The sequence below is a fragment of the Oscillibacter sp. PC13 genome (assembly GCF_900115635.1).
Lineage (GTDB): Bacteria > Bacillota > Clostridia > Oscillospirales > Oscillospiraceae > Oscillibacter.
Map to the genome: position 1 here is coordinate 16,587 of NZ_FOXE01000024.1, position 16,834 is coordinate 33,420.

Annotated in this window: 19 protein-coding genes; 8 read left to right on the top strand and 11 right to left on the bottom strand. The window is 58.1% G+C overall.

Going from position 1 to position 16,834, the window contains the following annotated elements; genetic code table 11:
• Positions 1-68: 68 nt before the first annotated feature.
• Together BMZ81_RS12760 and BMZ81_RS12765 are read left to right on the top strand one after the other, a co-directional pair.
• Positions 69-2,111, top strand: a complete 2,043-nt coding sequence (locus tag BMZ81_RS12760; RefSeq protein WP_091132751.1) for a SpoIIE family protein phosphatase — start codon at positions 69-71, stop codon at positions 2,109-2,111.
• A 73-nt stretch (positions 2,112-2,184) separates the two neighbouring features.
• Entirely contained in the window at positions 2,185-2,457 is a 273-nt protein-coding gene (locus tag BMZ81_RS12765) for a hypothetical protein (RefSeq protein WP_091132754.1), read from the top strand.
• A 137-nt stretch (positions 2,458-2,594) separates the two neighbouring features.
• Here the strand turns inward: BMZ81_RS12765 and BMZ81_RS12770 are convergent, their stop codons facing one another.
• From BMZ81_RS12770 to larE, 11 genes are all read right to left on the bottom strand, one after another.
• Entirely contained in the window at positions 2,595-2,936 is a 342-nt protein-coding gene (locus tag BMZ81_RS12770) for a hypothetical protein (RefSeq protein WP_091132755.1), read from the bottom strand.
• Complete coding sequence (locus tag BMZ81_RS12775) at positions 2,920-3,585, bottom strand: hypothetical protein (RefSeq protein WP_091132758.1); 666 nt, start codon at positions 3,583-3,585, stop codon at positions 2,920-2,922. Before BMZ81_RS12775 ends, BMZ81_RS12770 begins: the two co-directional genes overlap by 17 nt.
• Entirely contained in the window at positions 3,582-4,073 is a 492-nt protein-coding gene (locus BMZ81_RS12780; RefSeq protein WP_091132760.1) for a hypothetical protein, read from the bottom strand. Before BMZ81_RS12780 ends, BMZ81_RS12775 begins: the two co-directional genes overlap by 4 nt.
• Positions 4,060-4,572, bottom strand: coding sequence for an RNA polymerase sigma factor (locus BMZ81_RS12785; protein WP_242942645.1), 513 nt, complete (start codon positions 4,570-4,572; stop codon positions 4,060-4,062). The genes BMZ81_RS12780 and BMZ81_RS12785 overlap by 14 nt, the downstream gene beginning before the upstream one ends.
• Positions 4,573-4,729: 157 nt before the next feature.
• Positions 4,730-5,485 (bottom strand): ABC transporter ATP-binding protein, encoded by a 756-nt coding sequence (locus BMZ81_RS12790; protein WP_091132765.1) that lies wholly within the window; start codon positions 5,483-5,485, stop codon positions 4,730-4,732.
• Positions 5,482-6,567 (bottom strand): FecCD family ABC transporter permease, encoded by a 1,086-nt coding sequence (locus BMZ81_RS12795; RefSeq protein ID WP_242942646.1) that lies wholly within the window; start codon positions 6,565-6,567, stop codon positions 5,482-5,484. Before BMZ81_RS12795 ends, BMZ81_RS12790 begins: the two co-directional genes overlap by 4 nt.
• Positions 6,557-7,693 carry an iron ABC transporter substrate-binding protein gene (locus BMZ81_RS12800; protein WP_091132768.1) on the bottom strand — a complete coding sequence of 379 codons (1,137 nt, stop codon included), beginning with the start codon at positions 7,691-7,693 and terminating at the stop codon, positions 6,557-6,559. The genes BMZ81_RS12795 and BMZ81_RS12800 overlap by 11 nt, the downstream gene beginning before the upstream one ends.
• A gap of 27 nt (positions 7,694-7,720) precedes the next feature.
• Positions 7,721-8,239, bottom strand: coding sequence for an FmdE family protein (locus tag BMZ81_RS12805; RefSeq protein WP_091132770.1), 519 nt, complete (start codon positions 8,237-8,239; stop codon positions 7,721-7,723).
• Complete coding sequence (larC, locus tag BMZ81_RS12810) at positions 8,232-9,611, bottom strand: nickel pincer cofactor biosynthesis protein LarC (protein WP_091132772.1); 1,380 nt, start codon at positions 9,609-9,611, stop codon at positions 8,232-8,234. Before larC ends, BMZ81_RS12805 begins: the two co-directional genes overlap by 8 nt.
• A complete protein-coding gene (larB, locus tag BMZ81_RS12815) occupies positions 9,608-10,369 on the bottom strand; it encodes a nickel pincer cofactor biosynthesis protein LarB (RefSeq protein WP_091132774.1) in 762 nt (253 codons plus the stop codon). The genes larC and larB overlap by 4 nt, the downstream gene beginning before the upstream one ends.
• A 15-nt stretch (positions 10,370-10,384) precedes the next feature.
• Positions 10,385-11,140: an ATP-dependent sacrificial sulfur transferase LarE gene (gene larE, locus BMZ81_RS12820; RefSeq protein ID WP_091132776.1), complete on the bottom strand. Its 756-nt coding sequence runs from the start codon at positions 11,138-11,140 to the stop codon at positions 10,385-10,387.
• A gap of 430 nt (positions 11,141-11,570) precedes the next feature.
• On the opposite strand from larE, the gene BMZ81_RS12825 reads away from it, so the two are divergent.
• The 6 genes from BMZ81_RS12825 to BMZ81_RS12850 form a co-directional block, all read left to right on the top strand.
• On the top strand, positions 11,571-12,044 hold the full coding sequence (locus BMZ81_RS12825) for a DUF3842 family protein (protein WP_347498079.1): 474 nt from the start codon (positions 11,571-11,573) through the stop codon (positions 12,042-12,044).
• A 137-nt stretch (positions 12,045-12,181) separates the two neighbouring features.
• Entirely contained in the window at positions 12,182-12,991 is an 810-nt protein-coding gene (locus BMZ81_RS12830; RefSeq protein ID WP_091132778.1) for a beta/alpha barrel domain-containing protein, read from the top strand.
• On the top strand, positions 12,988-13,908 hold the full coding sequence (locus tag BMZ81_RS12835) for a molybdopterin-binding protein (RefSeq protein ID WP_091132780.1): 921 nt from the start codon (positions 12,988-12,990) through the stop codon (positions 13,906-13,908). Before BMZ81_RS12830 ends, BMZ81_RS12835 begins: the two co-directional genes overlap by 4 nt.
• Before the next feature lie 41 nt (positions 13,909-13,949).
• Positions 13,950-14,723: a 2-keto-4-pentenoate hydratase gene (locus tag BMZ81_RS12840; RefSeq protein ID WP_091132782.1), complete on the top strand. Its 774-nt coding sequence runs from the start codon at positions 13,950-13,952 to the stop codon at positions 14,721-14,723.
• Between the two features lie 55 nt (positions 14,724-14,778).
• Positions 14,779-15,393, top strand: a complete 615-nt coding sequence (locus BMZ81_RS12845; protein ID WP_091132787.1) for a 4Fe-4S binding protein — start codon at positions 14,779-14,781, stop codon at positions 15,391-15,393.
• 1 nt (position 15,394) lies between these two features.
• The coding region (locus tag BMZ81_RS12850; protein WP_177187316.1) for a hypothetical protein at positions 15,395-16,834 on the top strand (1,440 nt) is incomplete at its 3' end.

Here is a 16,834-nt window from a genome sequence, read left to right on the forward strand (position 1 = left end):
AAGCTGTAAAATGGTGGAAAATCACGAGGCCGCGGGACACGCGGCGAATTTCAAGGAGGGACTTTCCAGTGCAGCACACGCAGATTACGTTAGGACGGGAGCAGACCGTGCGGCTGTTGGCCTGGGGCATTCGTTTTTTCCTGGCGGCGGCGCTGACAGCCAGCCAAACGCCGGGAGGTTATGCGCCCTTTGCCTTGGGCTGTGTGGCGGCAGCCGGACCGGGTGGAGAGGGAATTGCCGCACTGGTGGGAACAGGAGTGGGGGCAGCACTGTTTCTGGAGTTTACCGATGCGCTGCCCTTCTTGGCGGTAGCCGTACTTTTGGTGGCCACTGCCACGGCTTTCCGGGGAGTTCGGCTGGCGGACAGACCTTGGCTGCTGCCGGTGGCCAGCGCCGGATTGTTTTTGGCGGTGGCAGGTATTTATGTGATACAGTCCCTCTCTCCCATGGAACACATTGCACCCTGTGCGGCGGCCACAGTGCTGGTTGGCGCATCAACTTGGTTTTACAGACCGCTGCTGGCAGCAGGGAAGGAACGGTTGGATCCGGACAGCCTGCTGTTTTTGGCGGCTTCGCTGCTGCTGGCCTTGGAAAACTTGATAGTAATGGAACTGTCTGTGGGGCGGATCCTGCTTTGCCTGCTGCTGCTATTCACTTCGTATCAGCGGGGGGCCATTGTAGGGGCGGCCGCAGGGCTTGGCGTGGGCTTGGCGGTGGATTTCTGTACGGGAAGCGGAACGGTTTTGTTCAGCGCCGCCTATGGTGTGGCCGGTTTGGCGGCAGGAAGCAGAAGCGGATGCCGCAGAGGTACGGCGGCAGGGATCTTTTTGGCTGCAACGCTGGTAACCCTGCTCCCGGCAGCCCATTCCCTGACAGAGCCGCTGCTTCTGGAGGCGGCTTTTGGCGCGGGGCTCTTTCTCCTGCTGCCGGGCCGGATATTCGGTGGTAAGCGGGTCCTGAAAAAAGCCGATACAGCAGAAGCCACAGGATCTGCGATGGATAAGCTGAAGGAGCAATTGACGCGGACGGCGGCTGCCCTGCGGGACTTATATGACAGCATGGGCCGTGGAGCGCCTCCTTCCACCGACGAGAATCCGGCTATTGTGTTTGACCGGGCGGCAGAAAAGGTATGCAGGAGCTGCGCGCTTTGCGAGTTATGCTGGCAGAGAGAATATACGGGGACCTTTAACGCCCTTAACGATGCTACACCTTATCTTCTGGAGCGGGGCAGGGCTATGGCCAAGGATTTCCCTGGATATTTTGCGGACCGGTGCATTCACCTGACGGACTTTCTGACAGCGGTCAACGGAGAACTCTCTGCCTTTTTGCTGCGGCAGCAGTACCGGCGGCAGCTGGAGGAGACGCGCCGCAGCGCCCGGGGGCAATATGCTCAGCTCAGTGAGCTATTGACAGCCACGGCTGCCGGACTGGGAAAAAGTATTCCAGTCTCTGGCGGGGAACCAACCTGCCGGGTGGGAGCGGCCCTGCGACCCAAAAGCGGGGAAAAAGCCTGTGGAGATACACTGGTTTCCTTCCGGACAGAAGGACTTTGGTGCCTGATGCTGGCAGACGGTATGGGCAGCGGTGAGGCAGCCAGGAAGGAGTCAGCACTGGTCTGCCGTCTGATGCGGCAGTTTCTGGAGGCTGGCATTGAGCCGGAGGCTGCGCTGAAAACACTCAACTCCGCTATGACGCTGCGGGGAGCAGATACTGGAAGCTTCACCACCATTGACCTTTTAACCTGCTGCCCGGAGACTGGGGAGGCCGCGCTGTATAAATTCGGAGCAGCGCCCAGCTATCTGAAAAAAGGCGGAACGGTCCGCCGTATCACCGGTGGAACCCTTCCGGCAGGTCTCCGGGGTGCCCCCGCAGCGCCGGACGTTACGCGGCTGACACTGGAGCGCGGCACATTCGCTGTCATGATCAGCGACGGTGTGGCAGATCCGGGGCGGGACGACTGGCTGCAGGACTTGCTTGCCGGTTGGGATGGCGAGGATCCACAAGAATTGGCAGGGGTGATTCTGTCGGAAAGTATCCGGAGAGAGGGACTTCAGGACGACTGCGGCATTCAGGTTTTATATCTGCCAAAAGAAGGGGTAAAAAAGACATAAGCGTGGTATAAATTTTCCCGGCCTGTGACAAAATGGAAGCATCAAACTGTGAGACACAGGAGGCGCAAAGCAGATGGTGAAAGGTATTTCCAGACGTGTGGTTGTGGTGGATTCCCCGGATCAGAGGTATTTTGAACAGGCAATTTTTATCGTGCGGAACGACGCAGCTGGGGAGGGCGTGACGGCCCGGGACCTGGTGGAGGAGGCAAAACGGGTGGCGCGAAACTATGCCGGCGGTGACCACGGGCGGTTCAGCCGGGCGTGGCAGGATTTGAGTCCGGCGGTTTACACGCTGCTTGGCGCCGGAGGTATCGGCCTTGTCTGGATGGTGGCGGCGCTGCTCTAACCCCGTTGAAATCGTGGATAAGCAGCGGAACCTCTTTTTGCTGCACGATGCCGGAGCGGCTTTTCAACATGGCATCATTCAAAAAAACCCTGTGCCCGGTGTGTATCGACAGCCGGACACAGGGTTTTTTATATTGTTCAGGGATGGCAGCGGAGAAGGTCGCTGTGGATAAGCAGCCAAGACAGCACATACAGTACGATAGCCGTCCCTACCAGCAGAAAACAGAGAAGCATGCCAACCCAGTCGTATTGGAACCGTCCGCCGCCGCGTGCAGCCAGCAGAGTTTCCACTCCCAGGCTCACCAGCATCAAAGGCGCACCCTTCAGTACCCACGTAAAATCCAGCTGGGGCGCAAACATAGAGATGAGCATTACGATGCCGCTGACAAGCAGTACCAGCCCAAAGGTAACCGTGCCTACCCGCCGTCCAGCGGCTGGTTCCGACACAGGAGAACGTGTGGAATCAGAGAACTTCGCCATCCTGGGGGACCTCCTCTCCGCGTGCTTCCGGAACGGTACAATCCTCCTCCGTAGCAGCGGCGGGAGACGATCCGGCCTTTGCCTGCGCTGCCTCATCATCGGCAGCCGGGGGAACAAAGACGGGAATATCCGCAGAAGGACGTTTTTTAGGGCCGCGGATAAACCACAATCCCAAGCCAATAATCACCACGGTGAACAGCAGCCGCGGGAGACTGTATATCAGCAGCCTGTGCAGCCACCAGATATCGAAGAAGCTCTGCAGCAGCTCCAAAAGCCAGTCCACAACCGTGCGGTACAGCAGATAGACGCCTGCGAGCACCAGCCCCCAGCCGATGAGACTATGGCGCTTGCGGAAAAGGGCCGTCAGCTGCTCGCTGTCCATTTCGGAGAGGCCAAAGAGAAAGGCGTCCTCCGACGCGGTGCTGTCGGCAATGCGGGCGCGGAGATTGTAACTGTCAAAAAATGCGTACAGCCACACCACAACCATAAATGTGGTCAAGGCACCTTCCTCCAGGAAAACCGCCAGGGCAAAGATTCCGCAGAAAATCAGCAGCAGGGAAATTCCCCGCTTCATATACCCCTGGTGCATCTGCCCGCATCCGGGAATACAGGTGGCAAGAAACAGGAGCAGTCCGTGTTTTTGTCTCATGAGTGAGTTCCTCCTTGATTGGTCTGCGGCCTGTTGCCGCCGATGGTGTCAAAAAAAAGGTTGATATCGGAAAGGGCGCCGCTGAGAGAATCGTTCCAGCGCGATGGGAGGCTGCGCACCCGCTCTGTAACGGCACTGCCGGCCTCCTGAAGAAAGCGATGGTGTTCTTCGCCCTGACCGGGAAGGGCTGTGCTGCTCCACAGCATGGTCAGGGCCAGGGTGACGGCGGCCGCCGCGGTGGCATACCGGCTGGTGACTATCCGGATAGTCCGCCGGCGGAGTTTCTGCCACAGGGTATCCTGACAGCTCCGGCCTGGTGTCAGCAGAGGGGTGTCCGCCAGCAGCTCCGTATACCGCTGGAGACAGATGTCGCAATAGGCCAGGTGCTCGGCAATTTCCAGGCGCGCAAGTTCATCCATAGGCGCCTCCCGGATCAGGCACAGCAGAACCTCGTCTGTCAAGTGCCCGCCGCAGTCAAACTGTTCCATCCTGCTTCCTCCTTTCAAGCTGCTCTCGCAAAAGGCGTTTACCCCGGGAGAGCTGCGTATGTATCGTTTTTACGGGTCTGCCAAGGGCCAGGGCCGCCTCCTCTGGAGACTTTTCCTCCAGAAGACACAATTGGCACACCAGCCGGTAAGGTTCTTTCAAACTGTGAATAAAACCCGCCAAATCTGCCGCGCCGCTGCGCCGCAGAGCCACTTCCTCGGCCGGCGGTGCCAAACCGGGCGGCAGGCCCTCGTCTCCCGGAAGGACGGTGCGGCAGTGGTAGGCACTTTGCAGATGATCCTTGGCCTTGTTGGCGGCGATGCGCCCCAGCCATTGCCGCTCATAGCCGGCTGGCATGGTATCCTGGTGGAGGTAGGCGGAGAGAAAGGTTTCCTGCGTCAAATCCTCCGCAATACCCGGATCCCGAACCAGCTGAAAACAGATGGTGTAGATCAGACGCTCATATTGGGCCATCAACTGAGAAAAGGCGTCCTTTGTCACGTTCCACCGCCACCTCCTTTTGTCATCCAACATGTATCATACGATGTGACGGTTGGAATTTCTTCAGGTTTTTACAAAAGACCGGATAATTTATTTTAACGGATGCAAGAAAAAAAGACAAGGACGGCCGGAGGACTGTCCTTGTCTGAAAACATGATTACGGCAGGGGAATGACGACTTGCTTACCGTCAATGTGCTCTACCGCGGCATCCATTCCGTAGACGGTGCGGATGTTTTCCGGGTTCACCACCGCCGCATCCCCCGCGGCAAACACCGTTCCGCCGTGGAGAAACAAAAAACGGTCACAGAAGCGGAGGGCCAGGTTCAAATCGTGGATTACCACCACCGCGGTAATACCCCGCTCCCGGCACACGTGCCGCACCAGTCCCAACACCTCATATTGGTTCCGGAGATCCAGATTGCTGGTGGGCTCATCCAACAGCAGCACCTTAGGCTCCTGCACCAAAGCACGGGCCAGCAGCACCTTTTGCTGCTCACCGCCGGAGAGCTGATCCAGGTACCGCATGGCCAGATGATCCAGACCCATCTGGCGGAGGGTATCATCTGCGATTCCGCGATCCCGCTGGCTGATGCCCCATTTGATATAGGGCTTCCGGCCCAGCAGAAGCATATCATACACGGTCAGCCGGGCGCCGCTGGCACCCTGTGCCACAAATGCAACCTGCTTGGCAAGCTCGCTCAGAGAGAGTGTCAAAAGATCCGTGCCGTCCACCAGGACGGATCCGCTCTGTGGACGCAGAATGTGGTCAAAGCATTTGAGCAGCGTGCTTTTCCCGGCGCCGTTATTTCCGAGAATGGCCAGAAATGCGCCGCTCTCGGCAGAGAAGGAGATGTCCTTTAAAATCTGCCTGCCGCAGGGATAGGAAAAATTCAGATGTTCAACCGTCATCATAGGCGCTCCCTCCCTTTAAACAGCATCCAAAGAAACAGTGGTGCACCCAGGAAGGAGGTGATGGCGCCGATGGGCAGCACAATGGGGGAAAGAATGCTTTTGCTCACCAGATCTCCAAGCAGCAGCAAAATGCTGCCGCCCAGAGCGGAACCCGGAATCAAAAAGCGATAGTCATTTCCGGTAAAGCGCCGGATCATATGGGGGGCGACCAGACCGACAAAGCTGATAACGCCCACAAACGCAACGCTCATGGCGGCAATCAGCGTACAGGCCGCCATACTGGCATAGGTCAGGAGCTCCACATTGACGCCCAGGCTTTTCGCAGTGGCGGCACCGCTTTCCAGCGCATTGTAATTCCAACGGTTCCAAAGAAAAAACAGCAGAGCGGCCAGACTGGTCAGGCCAATCATGGCAATTTCCCGCCAGCCGGGACGACCCAGATCGCCGAATGTCCAGTAGACCACGGTTGCGACCTGCACATCGTCGGCAAAGTACTGCAGCAGCGTAGTGGCACCTGTGAACATGGAGCTCAGGGCCACACCTGCCAGAATCATGGTGGCGGGCGATACGCCCCGCAGGCGGCTGAGAGCCAGCACGAACACCGTGGTTGCAAGGCCGCCGGCAAAGGCACAGACCGTCACGGTGCCGGGGGAACTGATGGTGATGGCGGTGCCGGCGTTGGCCACATTCTGCACACCTGCATCCAGGGCGATGATGGCAAGGGCTGCGCCGAAGGCCGCGCCCTGAGATACGCCCAGGGTGGAGGCGGAGGCCAGTGGGTTGTGGAGGACATTCTGCATGGCACAGCCGGAAAGGGCCAAAGCGGCCCCCACGACCACGGCGGTGGCCACCCGGGGCAGACGCACACGAAAGACAATGGCCTCGGTTTGGGCGGTGCCGCGGCCCAGAACAGTTTCCAGCACCTGGCGAAGTGTGATGCCCGAGGAGCCGGTGGTCAGGGAAAACAGCACCAGTGCAATCAGAACCGCCAGCAGGGCGGCCAGCGCCGTCCACTTCCGGCGAAGAAAGAGGTCATAGCTCACGGGCGCTGCCGCGTCAGAACGGGGGTGTTTATGCTCCAAGTTCAATCACTCCGAAGGAGAGGCCGTCAGCAGCCATCTCATCATAATAGGCGTCTCCCAGCAGGAAGGTCAGAATCTCGTCGGTTTTGGCGGCGATTTCAATATCCGCAAACTGGTCCGGAAACATCACGATGCCGGCGTAGTAGGCGTCCGCCAGGGCGTATCCCACGTTGGTGGAATAGTTGTTGAAGGAGACGCAGCTGTAAAGATTCCCCTCCTGCACGGCCCGCAGGGCGTCAAAATACCCGGGGTTGGTCTTGTACTCGTCCCGCACCAGATCCATATTGCCGGGATCCAAAAAGATGAGGTCCGGGTCCCAGGCCACGATCTTTTCCGGGTCTGCGTCGAAGTATCCGGTTTCCCCTGCCTCATCGGCGACATTTTTGGCGCCGATGGCCATGAAGGGACCAAAGTTGGAATAGGTGCCGGTGAAGCCGTGGGATCCGGAGAAGGTGACGGCGCCGGTGTAACAGGCGGGCTTTTCCGCATCGGGAATGTCCGCCGTCCGGGCGGACAGATCCGCCTTGGCATTGTCGATATAGGTGAGCACTTCCTCACAACGGTCCTGAACGCCCAAAACATCAGCCGCTACCCGCATGGCGGTATAGAAGCTGTCGTCGATGAAGTTAATGCTCTTGGCACGGATGGAGACGCAAGGGATACCGGTGGCCTGGGCAAGATCTTCCAGGGCTTCCTCATTATAGCCGGAGAGAATGACGTCAGGCTGAAGCTGAATCAGCTCCTCCACATAGGCGGTGTTGGCAGTGCCGCCGCCCTTGCCAATGGAGGGCAGGTCCTTAAATATATCGTAATTGACATGGGCATAGTCCCGAAGAGTGGAGGTCTCATACTCCTTGTCCGTGTCCTCCACGCCGAGAAGGCGGTCGGTACACTGGAGATAGGAGATCATCCGCAGGGCACCGGAGCCGGTGCAGACGATGGTTTTGACCTCGCCGGGGATTTCTACCTCCCGGCCGAAGCTGTCTACCACCATGCGGGAGGCAGGGGGCGCGGCTTCCTCGGCATCCTTTGCAGCGCCGTCGTCCGCGGGTCCGCCGCGCTGTCCGCAGGCGGCCAGAGACAGGAGCAAAAGCAGGGAGAGAAGCATGCAGGAAAAACGTTTCATGAGAGGATTCCTTTCTGTTATGTCAAATCAGCGGTCATAGGCACGGAAACAGTGAAGGCAGACCACCTTGCCGTCCTGAAGACGGGCCATGTGTTCAGCCACACCCTCGCCGCAGAGCGCGCAGGTGAGGGTGTTGAAAATCCGGGCGGTCTCCGGTACGGGATATTTGACCTCGGTGGTGGTGAACAGCGCTTCAAGCGGCGCCTCCAGAATCTGGCGCATGCGCTCCTCCCGAGTCAACTCCGTGCTGTTTCGGCGAACCACCACCCGGACACTGGTTCCGGTAGTGCGGTTATAAAAGTTATAGGCGGTTTTGCCGGTGGGGCGGTAAAGGAGATTCCCTTTGCCGACGGTGCAGCTCAATATTGCCTGCACGGCATCCACGGGGCAGGAGTCCGTCTCCGCAATGCACACCAGCTCCTCATCGTGAGAGACGCCCAGCCCCAGCTTCTGCTGGACATATTCGCAAAGCCGCACCCCAAGGGCCAACCCCGGGCACTCATGGCCGTGGAAGGCCACGGCTTTTTCCCACAATTCCTTATTCATGACGTCCCTCCTTCATGGCGGTCAGCACATCCTCCCAGACCCGCTGGAAGGGAAGACCTGCGTTTTTCGCCGCGGCGGCCACATCGTCGTACTCCGGCTTTTCCCGATGAATGCCCTCTCCATCAGCACATTTCACGCGGATGGAACCATAGGCGGTTTCCACGGAACGGACGGAAGGCGTCAGGATATACTTCCGGCAGCGACGGGCGCGGACGCCGTTGGTGTTGGTCTCCCGCAGAATGGCATGGGCGAGACGCTCTTCGTCCCTGGGCTTGCAGAGCACGGTATAGCTGACACCGGCCCGGCCCTTTTTCATGGTCAGGGGTGCGGCGGAGATGTCCAGAGCGCCCATGGCCAGCAGCTGTTCCCCGGCAAAAGCCAGGGCCTCCGCCGTCATGTCGTCAATGTGGCAGCAGAGCTCCACGATTTCCGCCTGCTGGGGGTCGCCGGCTTCTCCCCAAAAGGCACGGACGCAGTTGGCGGCGGGAAATTCCTTCTTTCCAATGCCATAGCCGGTCTTTTCCAGGCACATCACCGGCATGGGGCCGAACTCCTGGGCAAAATGGGATACCAGGGCAGCTCCGGTGGGGGTGCACAGCTCACCGCGGATGTCCCCGGTATAGCAGGGGATTCCCTCCAGCAGGTGAGAGGTGGCGGGGGCGGGAACCGGCACAATGCCGTGGGCACAGCGGACCTGACCGCTGCCCAGATGAATGGGGGAGGCCACAATGCGGTCCGGATGCAGCAGGTGAAGCGCCAGGCACACGCCGGTGACGTCCGCCACCGCGTCCAGAGCGCCCACTTCATGGAAGTGAATTTGCTCTACCGGCATGCCGTGGGCCTTGGACTCGGCCTGGGCGATGCGGCTGTAGATGGCTTTGGCGGCGGTCTTTACCTCCTCGGGGACATCCAACGCATCCAGAATTGCGGCCACATCCGCGGGAGCGGTGTGGTGGTGGCTGTGTGCATGGTCATGAGCATGTTCATGGCCGTGGTCATGACAGTGGTCGTGATGATGCTCATGCTCGTGGTCGTGGTGATGTTCATCATGGCAAGGTTCGTGCTCATGACAGTGGCTGTGATGGGCCTCGTCATGGCTGGTCTCGTGGACATGGGCGTGGACTGTATCCTGACCACAGCCCAAAGCAATGTCATGGCTGTGCTCCTCCTGCCCGCGGATGGTGACGTCCATATGGGTTCCGGTGATGCCGCAGGTGGCCGCCTGCCGGGGAGAGACCTCCACACCGGGGAACAGGCGGTTCATCGTCTCCAGAAAGCGGGCCTGCTCCGCTTGGGGCATCAATTCATACAAGGCTGCCATCAGCATGTCGCCGGCAGCCCCCATGTTGCATTCCAGATACAGTGTTTTCATTCTTTCGCACTCTCCATTTGATTGATGCGGCTGGCCAGAAAGCCTGCGCCGAAGCCGTTGTCGATATTCACCACACTGGTCCCGCTGGCGCAGGAGTTCAGCATGGAAAGCAGGGCGGAAATACCGCCGAGGGATGCGCCGTATCCGACGCTGGTGGGTACAGCGATTACGGGGCAGTCCACAAGGCCGCCAACCACACTGGCAAGCGCGCCCTCCATGCCGGCCACGGCGATAACCACCCGTGCGCTCATCAGAGGCTCCAGATTGGAGAGGAGCCGGTGCAGCCCCGCCACGCCCACGTCATAAAGCCGGGTGACCCGGTTGCCCAGAGTCTCCGCGGTGATGGCCGCCTCCTCCGCCACGCCCATGTCGCTGGTGCCGCCGGTGGCCACCACGATGGAACCGCGGCCCTCCACAGCTTCCGGCAGGGCCACAGCCAGCTTTGCCAGGGGCTCGTACCGGAGCGGAAATTGCCCGGACAGGTAATCGGCCACCTCCTGCCCAATTCGGGTGACCAGGATATTGGTGGCGCCCCGCTTTTCCATGGAGTCCAGAATACCGGCAATCTGCTCCCGGGTTTTGGACTGGCCGTAAATGACCTCAGGAACCCCCTGGCGGACAGCTCTGTGGTAATCCACCTTGGCGTAGCCCAAGTCCTCAAAGGGGGCCAGCTTCAGCCGCAGCAGTGCGTCCTCCGGGGAGATTTCCCCATCCCGCACCTCCTGCAGGACAGAGAGAATGTCATGTTTGGTTGCCATTTATATGCGCTCCCTTCAACTGTTCCGCTTCCGCGGTGTGAGATCCAAAGTGACTAGAGGGAAAACAGGGGCGAGCCGATTCTGAATTTTTTCCCGAATTTCCCAAGCATAAGAAAGCTGATCCGCCGTTACCTGAATCACTGCGGCCTGGCCGTGGAGCCGGATGCGGAAGTTCTGGAAGCCCAGGGAAGCAAGAAGATTTTCCCCCTGCTCCACCTTCCGGAGCGCCTCGTCAGTAATGGGCGTGCCAGTGGGAATTCGGGTGGCCAGGCAGGCATAGGAGGGCTTGTTCCAGACAAACAGGTGGGCTTCCCGGCACAGTGCCCGGACATCGCTCTTGGTCAGTCCACATTCCCGCAGGGGAGAGCGGACTTCCAGCTCCCGCAGGGCCCTCATGCCGGGGCGGTCCCCCTCGTCATCGGAGGCATTGGTGCCGTCAATCAAAAGCGTATAGCCATCTGCCGCAGCCTGATGCTGAATCATGGAAAAGACCCGGCGCTTGCAGTAATAGCAGCGGTCTGCCGGATTGGCGACAACTTCCGGATACTGCAGAATGTCTCCTTCGATGATGGTAAGAGGCATGCTGCATTGGAAGGCGATTTGCCGGGCGTCCGTCAGCTCAAATGCGGGCTGAAAGGCCGAGTGGACATAATAGGCATGCCAGTCCTTGCCATACTCCATGGCTGCCCAGACCAGCAGGGAAGAATCCGTTCCCCCGGAATAGGCAAGCGCTCCACAGGGATTTTCTGTAAAAAAAGTTTTGAGATCCATAAAAAGCTCCTCCAGATTCAAAATAAGCAAAAGAAAAAAGGCATACCAAAAGGTATGTCTTCTGACATTTTACGAAACTTTTGTTCCGCAAAAGCATATAGAAACAAACATAAAAAGCATCCAGCAAAGAAAAAGGTTCTTCTGAACCAAATGCAGTCTTCTGACTACATTGTTATAATTAATATTCAGTATAGCAAGCTTCCTAACAAAAATCAAGTGATGCCGTTACCAAAAATAAAAAGTGAAATTATCCGATATTAACAAAAGTTGTTTGTTAATACCGAATTACTATTGACTGAAAAAGACAAAAAGGTATATAGTGTACGTGAAATCGTGAAATAAAATATAATGTAAGCATAATTAGAGGGATCTGTGGGTATACATGCAAAAGATCCTTGCACTTTGTCGGTTATCTTGCGGAGAACCTGCCGTGTTGCCGACCACTACGGACATGGGGGTTAAGAAACGGATGAAACGGGAAGAGATCAAAGTTGCCGTCATTGATGGACAAGGCGGCGGCGTGGGCCGTGCGCTGGTGGAACACATCAAACGGGCATATCCGGATCTCCATGTGCGGGCGTTGGGTACAAATTCCGCGGCAACTGCTGTGATGATGAGAGCAGGAGCCAATGACGGTGCGACTGGGGAGAATGCAATCGTATATAACGCCAGCCGGATGCAGGTGATTCTCGGACCCATCGCAATTTTAGTGGGCAACGGACTGCTGGGGGAGTTGACACCGGCTATGGCGGCTGCTGTGGGCGGAAGTGATGCGGTGAAGATTCTGCTGCCGTCTCAGCGGTGCAGTATCCGTTTGGCAGTCGGCCCTTTGCAGCCCATGCAGGTATACTTGGAAAAAGCAATTCGGCAGTTGGGGGAGGAGCTTCAACGACTGACCGGCTGAGTCATTGACGGGTGCTGTTGATGATGCATTTGCGCTGTGACAATACGAAGCGAAAAGGGCCGTAGCGCCCTTTTACAGTACGCAAAGCCTAAAACGATGTTTGATATTAACGAACGATAAAAGGGAGGGAGCCTGCTATGGTAGATGTGCGGGATCAAATATTTGCGGGAATCCGTGATCGGAAATACCGGGCGGTGCTGACGCCGGAGCGGGATGGTATCTTATCGGGAGCCGCAGAAGCTGCAAAAACGGCGGAAACCCTTGGGCTGGAATGGAAATGTGCCTGCGACGAGGGCGGCCGATTGAAAGAGGGTGTCCCCTTTGCAGAATTGGTGGCGTGTCCCAAGCAAATTGCCATGGCGGAGGAGCAGATCATTGGAACACTGGCGAAGGCATCCGGGATTGCCACTGCAGCAAAGCGGGCGGTCGATGCCGCTGCGGGCAGTGTGCAGATTGTGTCGGGTTCCTGGAAGAAGATGCCGCCGAGTCTGAAGAGCATGGTGCGGCAGGCGATTTCCACTGGCGGTGCCAGCTTCCGAATCTGCCAGCCGCCGATGCTGTACATTGACAAAAATTTTATCCGGATGTTTGGTTCGATTCCAGCGGCTCTGGAAGCGGTAGCAGAACAGACAGAGCCGACGAAGATCATCCAGATTAAGGGCATGACCTGTCCGGTACAGGAGGAGACACGGCAGGCACTGGCCGGCGGTGCCAATATTTTAATGGTGGATACGGGCAGGCTGGAGGATCTGGAGGCCTGCCAGGCGGAACTTGCGCAGTTAGGTGCCCGGGAGCAGATTCAGGTGGCCTTTGCCGGAAACGTACACATTGCGGACATTCCGGATATGGCCCGGCGGGGCGTGGATCTTCTGTGCATCGGCAAGGAGATTGTGGATGCGGGCCTTTTGGATATGAAATTGGATGTTGTGGAGGAAATGAAGGCATGAGCAGCCTGAACTTATTGGAAAAAACAGAACTCTGGGTGAACGAGATTACGCTGGAGCAGACCAACCTGACAGAACTGGCCGCCGCCGTGGCGCGGGTGCTGGGACTTCCGGAAGATAAGGTAATGGTGGTGGATGTACGGCCCAGCCACATCACTTTTGACTTGGTGGAAAAAGAGGTCCAGCAGGAGAACATCATGGGTAAGGAGGAGGAACTGCTGGAGGCGCTGTCAGCGGTTCCCGGCGTCCATCTGACGCCGGATACATACATTCACTCCAACGGCATCCTGGGCCTGATTTGTGCCCATGGCGAGGATCCACAGGCAGTGCTGCAGCGGGTGGACACCATGCGTAATGAAATCATGGAGAAGGTGGGACACCGGGCAATCGTGTTTCCCACCGGCTTTGAGCTGGAGCAGGGCCTGATTGAGGATACCAATACCCCCTACATCAAGTCAGTCCTGGAGAGTTACGGCTATACGGTAACGGTGGGCAACGTGATTCCGGATGATGAAGAGATCATGGCAGAGTGCCTGTCGGATGCCCTGTCCCGCGGATTTGGATTGATTGTCACCAGCGGCGGTGTGGGGGCCGAGGACAAAGATCACTCTGTGGAGAGTGTGCTGCAGGTGGATCCCGAGGCGGCGGCGCCGTACATTGTAAAATATGAAAAGGGCCACGGCCGGCACGTGAAAGACGGTGTCCGGATTGGCGTGGGCCAGGTGGGGCTGTCCACGCTGGTCACACTGCCGGGCCCCCATGACGAAGTAGAGATGACCGCACCGATTATGGCGCAGCTGCTGACAGAGGGGCGGAGCAAGGTGGAAATCGCGGAGACTTTGGCCGGTATTTTGGGTGAAAAGTGGCGAAACAACAAAGAGTGGTATCATGCGCATGCCGGACATCACCCGGAGGCGTGAGGATAGCAAAACAGAATGATCAGAAAGGAAGCGTGAGATTTATGGATATTCAGAAGGCGGCTGACGCACTGTATGCGGCGGAAGAGGGCGTCTACCAGATTCCCATGATCAGCAGCGAGAACCCTGACATGACGGTGGATGACGCCTATGCCATCCAGCTGAAAAACATTGAGCGGCGCAAGGCCCAGGGCGAAAAACTGGTGGGCATGAAAATTGGCCTGACCAGCAAGGGCATGCAGCAGCTGCTTGGTGTAGATGTCCCGGATTATGGTCACCTGACGGACCGGATGCTGTTGCTGGAGGGTCAGCCCTGCCCCGTTAAGGAGATGAATCAGCCTAAGGTGGAGGGCGAAGTGGCCTTTTGCCTGAAGAAGACTCTGAAGGGACCGGGCCTGACGATTGCCGACGTATACGATGCGACTGATTATGTGGTGCCGGCACTGGAGATTGTAGACTCCCGTATCAAGGACTGGAAGATTAAACTGGTGGATACCATCGCCGACAATGGATCCTCCGCCCGCCTGGTGGTGGGCAGCCGGATGACGCCTATTGAACATGTGGATATGCGGCTGACCGGCATGACCCTGGAAAAGAACGGCGAACTGGTGAACAGCGGCACAACTGCAGAGGTGTGGGGCAATCCAGCGGCGGCCGTGGCATGGCTGGGTAATGCGCTGTCTGCATATGGAATTGAGCTGGAGGCTGGCAGCATTGTGCTGGCCGGTGCCCTGACGGCCGCGCTGCCTGCCCAGGCAGGTGACTGCTTTACGGCCAGCTTCTGCGGCATGGGCAGTGTCAGCGTAAAATTTGTGTAATTCCCGGGGAACCGGAAAGAACGACAAAAGAGGATAGGAAAAAGGAGGAACGAACGTGAAGAAAGTAACCCTGAAAGCGGTCGTGAACGAGGAATTGTGTATCGGGTGCAAGATTTGTGAAAAGGTGTGCCCGGTGTATGCAATTCAGGTAAACGACCGGAAAGCCCATTCAGACCCGGCAAAGTGCATGGCGTGCGCAAACTGCGCAGACCGGTGCCCGCGATACGCGATCAAGATGGTGGAGCGGGACGATCCGTTCGAAGTTGGAGTGGATGTGAGCAAGTTCGACTATGAGGAAATCCGGGCACTGTGCGAGAAGGCACACCTGAACCCGGAGCAGGTGCTGTGCTACTGCGTGGGCGTGCGTGCGGAAGAGGTGGCGGCAGCGCTGCTGAGCGGCGCCACAACGCCGGAGGAAGTATCTGCGATGACGGGCATGCGGACGGGGTGCACGATAGAGTGCATACAGCCTCTGCTGCGACTGGTGCAGGCGGCCGGGAACGAGCTGCATCCGAATCCGAACGGATATCAGTGGTACGGCGTAACGGTGACGGCATGGGATATGCCGGAGGAAGTGAAGGAGAAGTACAACTCCCGGGGCTTCTATTTCGACGAGGACAAAGCGCTGCTGGATAAGGTGGTCAAGGTACGTCCGGAGGAGGAGAAGTAAGATGGAAAAGAAAGAGATGATGCACGCGCCCATTATGCCGATTGCGCCGAAGCCGTCTCAGTACGGAATTGACCCGGCGCTGGTGAAGAAGCGGGTAGCAGAGATGCCGGGAATGGTGTCACTGAAGCTGCAGGAGCTGTTCCCGGATCTGCCGGATGTGATTTATCCGGGCCCGGAGGGAGCGCTGGATAAGCTGTATGAATTGGCGAAGAGGGAACTGCGGAAGGTAGACATGAGCATGATCAAGCCGGAGCAGTCGGTGAACGTGCTGGCGTCCCACCACGGGTTCACGCTGTTCGGCGGCCAGCCGTATGCGATTTTGCTGAAGGCGATCCGGGATGTGGTGATTGAGAAGACCGGGTGCAAGAATGTGCGTTTGCGGGCGGGCGTTGGCATGCGGTTCCGTGAGACCGAGGAATACATGAAGCGGTACGGCCTGGATACCTACTATGAGGGCAAGGTGAAGGGCGTGGCGCCGGTGGACGAGGGGATTCCCATCGAGACGGAAGTGGGGACGCTGTACGGCATCAAGGCAGTATACGATGCGGACTGGATCATCCATGCGCATCACACGGACGTGCGTGAAGTGCACTTCCACCGTCAGATTGACAAGGCGGTGAAGCCGTTCTCCATGTCCTACGCGCGGATTGAGTCCCGGTCGACATATCACCAGAACCTGGGCCCCCGGGCGGCAAACTTCACGGCGCGTGCGATTTTCGAGTCGGAGTTCGTGCAGAGCAAGTTTGCGTTCGCGGCGTTCATGAACGTGGGCCCCCACGGGGTAATCGGCGTGGACGCGGACAACGACCTGTATGCGGTGAATGACCGGGCGACGTTTATCGGGTGCCAGATTTACGGCAAGATTATGACGCTGTTCGGAGAGATTGACGAGTGCATCGCGGTTCTGGACTTCCCGTGCCCGGTGCCGTACGTGTTCTCCGCAGGCGTGATTTATGCAAACTTTGCAGGTGCGAACACAGACCTATACGACATGGACAACACGCCGCTGCCGGCGTACACGTGGTACACAGAGGCATTCTACGGGAAGAACGGGAAGCCTCTGCTGAAGGAAATCCCGCCGATGAACCCGGCAATCAAGATGTGCGTGCACAACTACGCATGGACCGGCTATCCGTCTGCATTCTTCTCGGAGCACATTCCGACGGTAGTGGTTGGAGCGGAGCAGGCGAAGCTGTTTGACACGGAGCCGATGAACATCAAGTACATGGATCACGCGGTCATCGCGAAGACGACGGAAGGGGCCATGGAGTTCGCGTATAAGATGACGGGGACGGACAAGGTCATTATCTTCGACGGCGCGATGGGCGGATTGAACTGCTCGGAGAGCATGGCAGAGCTGCTGATTGACAGAGCGCCGGCAGTGGGCGAGCGCGTGGAGAAGGAGCTGCTGCCGAAGTGGTTCCGTCAGCGCGGCGTGGAT

Bases quoted from the DNA above. Each gene is read 5' to 3' on its own strand.
- BMZ81_RS12805 (WP_091132770.1), bottom strand. From the start codon at position 8,239: ATGAATAAGGAATTGTGGGAAAAAGCCGTGGCCTTCCACGGCCATGAG.
- BMZ81_RS12790 (WP_091132765.1), bottom strand. From the start codon at position 5,485: ATGATGACGGTTGAACATCTGAATTTTTCCTATCCCTGCGGCAGGCAG.
- BMZ81_RS12780 (WP_091132760.1), bottom strand. From the start codon at position 4,073: ATGGAACAGTTTGACTGCGGCGGGCACTTGACAGACGAGGTTCTGCTG.
- larC (WP_091132772.1), bottom strand. From the start codon at position 9,611: ATGAAAACACTGTATCTGGAATGCAACATGGGGGCTGCCGGCGACATG.
- BMZ81_RS12770 (WP_091132755.1), bottom strand. From the start codon at position 2,936: ATGGCGAAGTTCTCTGATTCCACACGTTCTCCTGTGTCGGAACCAGCC.
- BMZ81_RS12800 (WP_091132768.1), bottom strand. From the start codon at position 7,693: ATGAAACGTTTTTCCTGCATGCTTCTCTCCCTGCTTTTGCTCCTGTCT.
- larB (WP_091132774.1), bottom strand. From the start codon at position 10,369: ATGGCAACCAAACATGACATTCTCTCTGTCCTGCAGGAGGTGCGGGAT.
- larE (WP_091132776.1), bottom strand. From the start codon at position 11,140: ATGGATCTCAAAACTTTTTTTACAGAAAATCCCTGTGGAGCGCTTGCC.
- BMZ81_RS12765 (WP_091132754.1), top strand. From the start codon at position 2,185: ATGGTGAAAGGTATTTCCAGACGTGTGGTTGTGGTGGATTCCCCGGAT.
- BMZ81_RS12830 (WP_091132778.1), top strand. From the start codon at position 12,182: ATGGTAGATGTGCGGGATCAAATATTTGCGGGAATCCGTGATCGGAAA.
- BMZ81_RS12835 (WP_091132780.1), top strand. From the start codon at position 12,988: ATGAGCAGCCTGAACTTATTGGAAAAAACAGAACTCTGGGTGAACGAG.
- BMZ81_RS12775 (WP_091132758.1), bottom strand. From the start codon at position 3,585: ATGAGACAAAAACACGGACTGCTCCTGTTTCTTGCCACCTGTATTCCC.
- BMZ81_RS12840 (WP_091132782.1), top strand. From the start codon at position 13,950: ATGGATATTCAGAAGGCGGCTGACGCACTGTATGCGGCGGAAGAGGGC.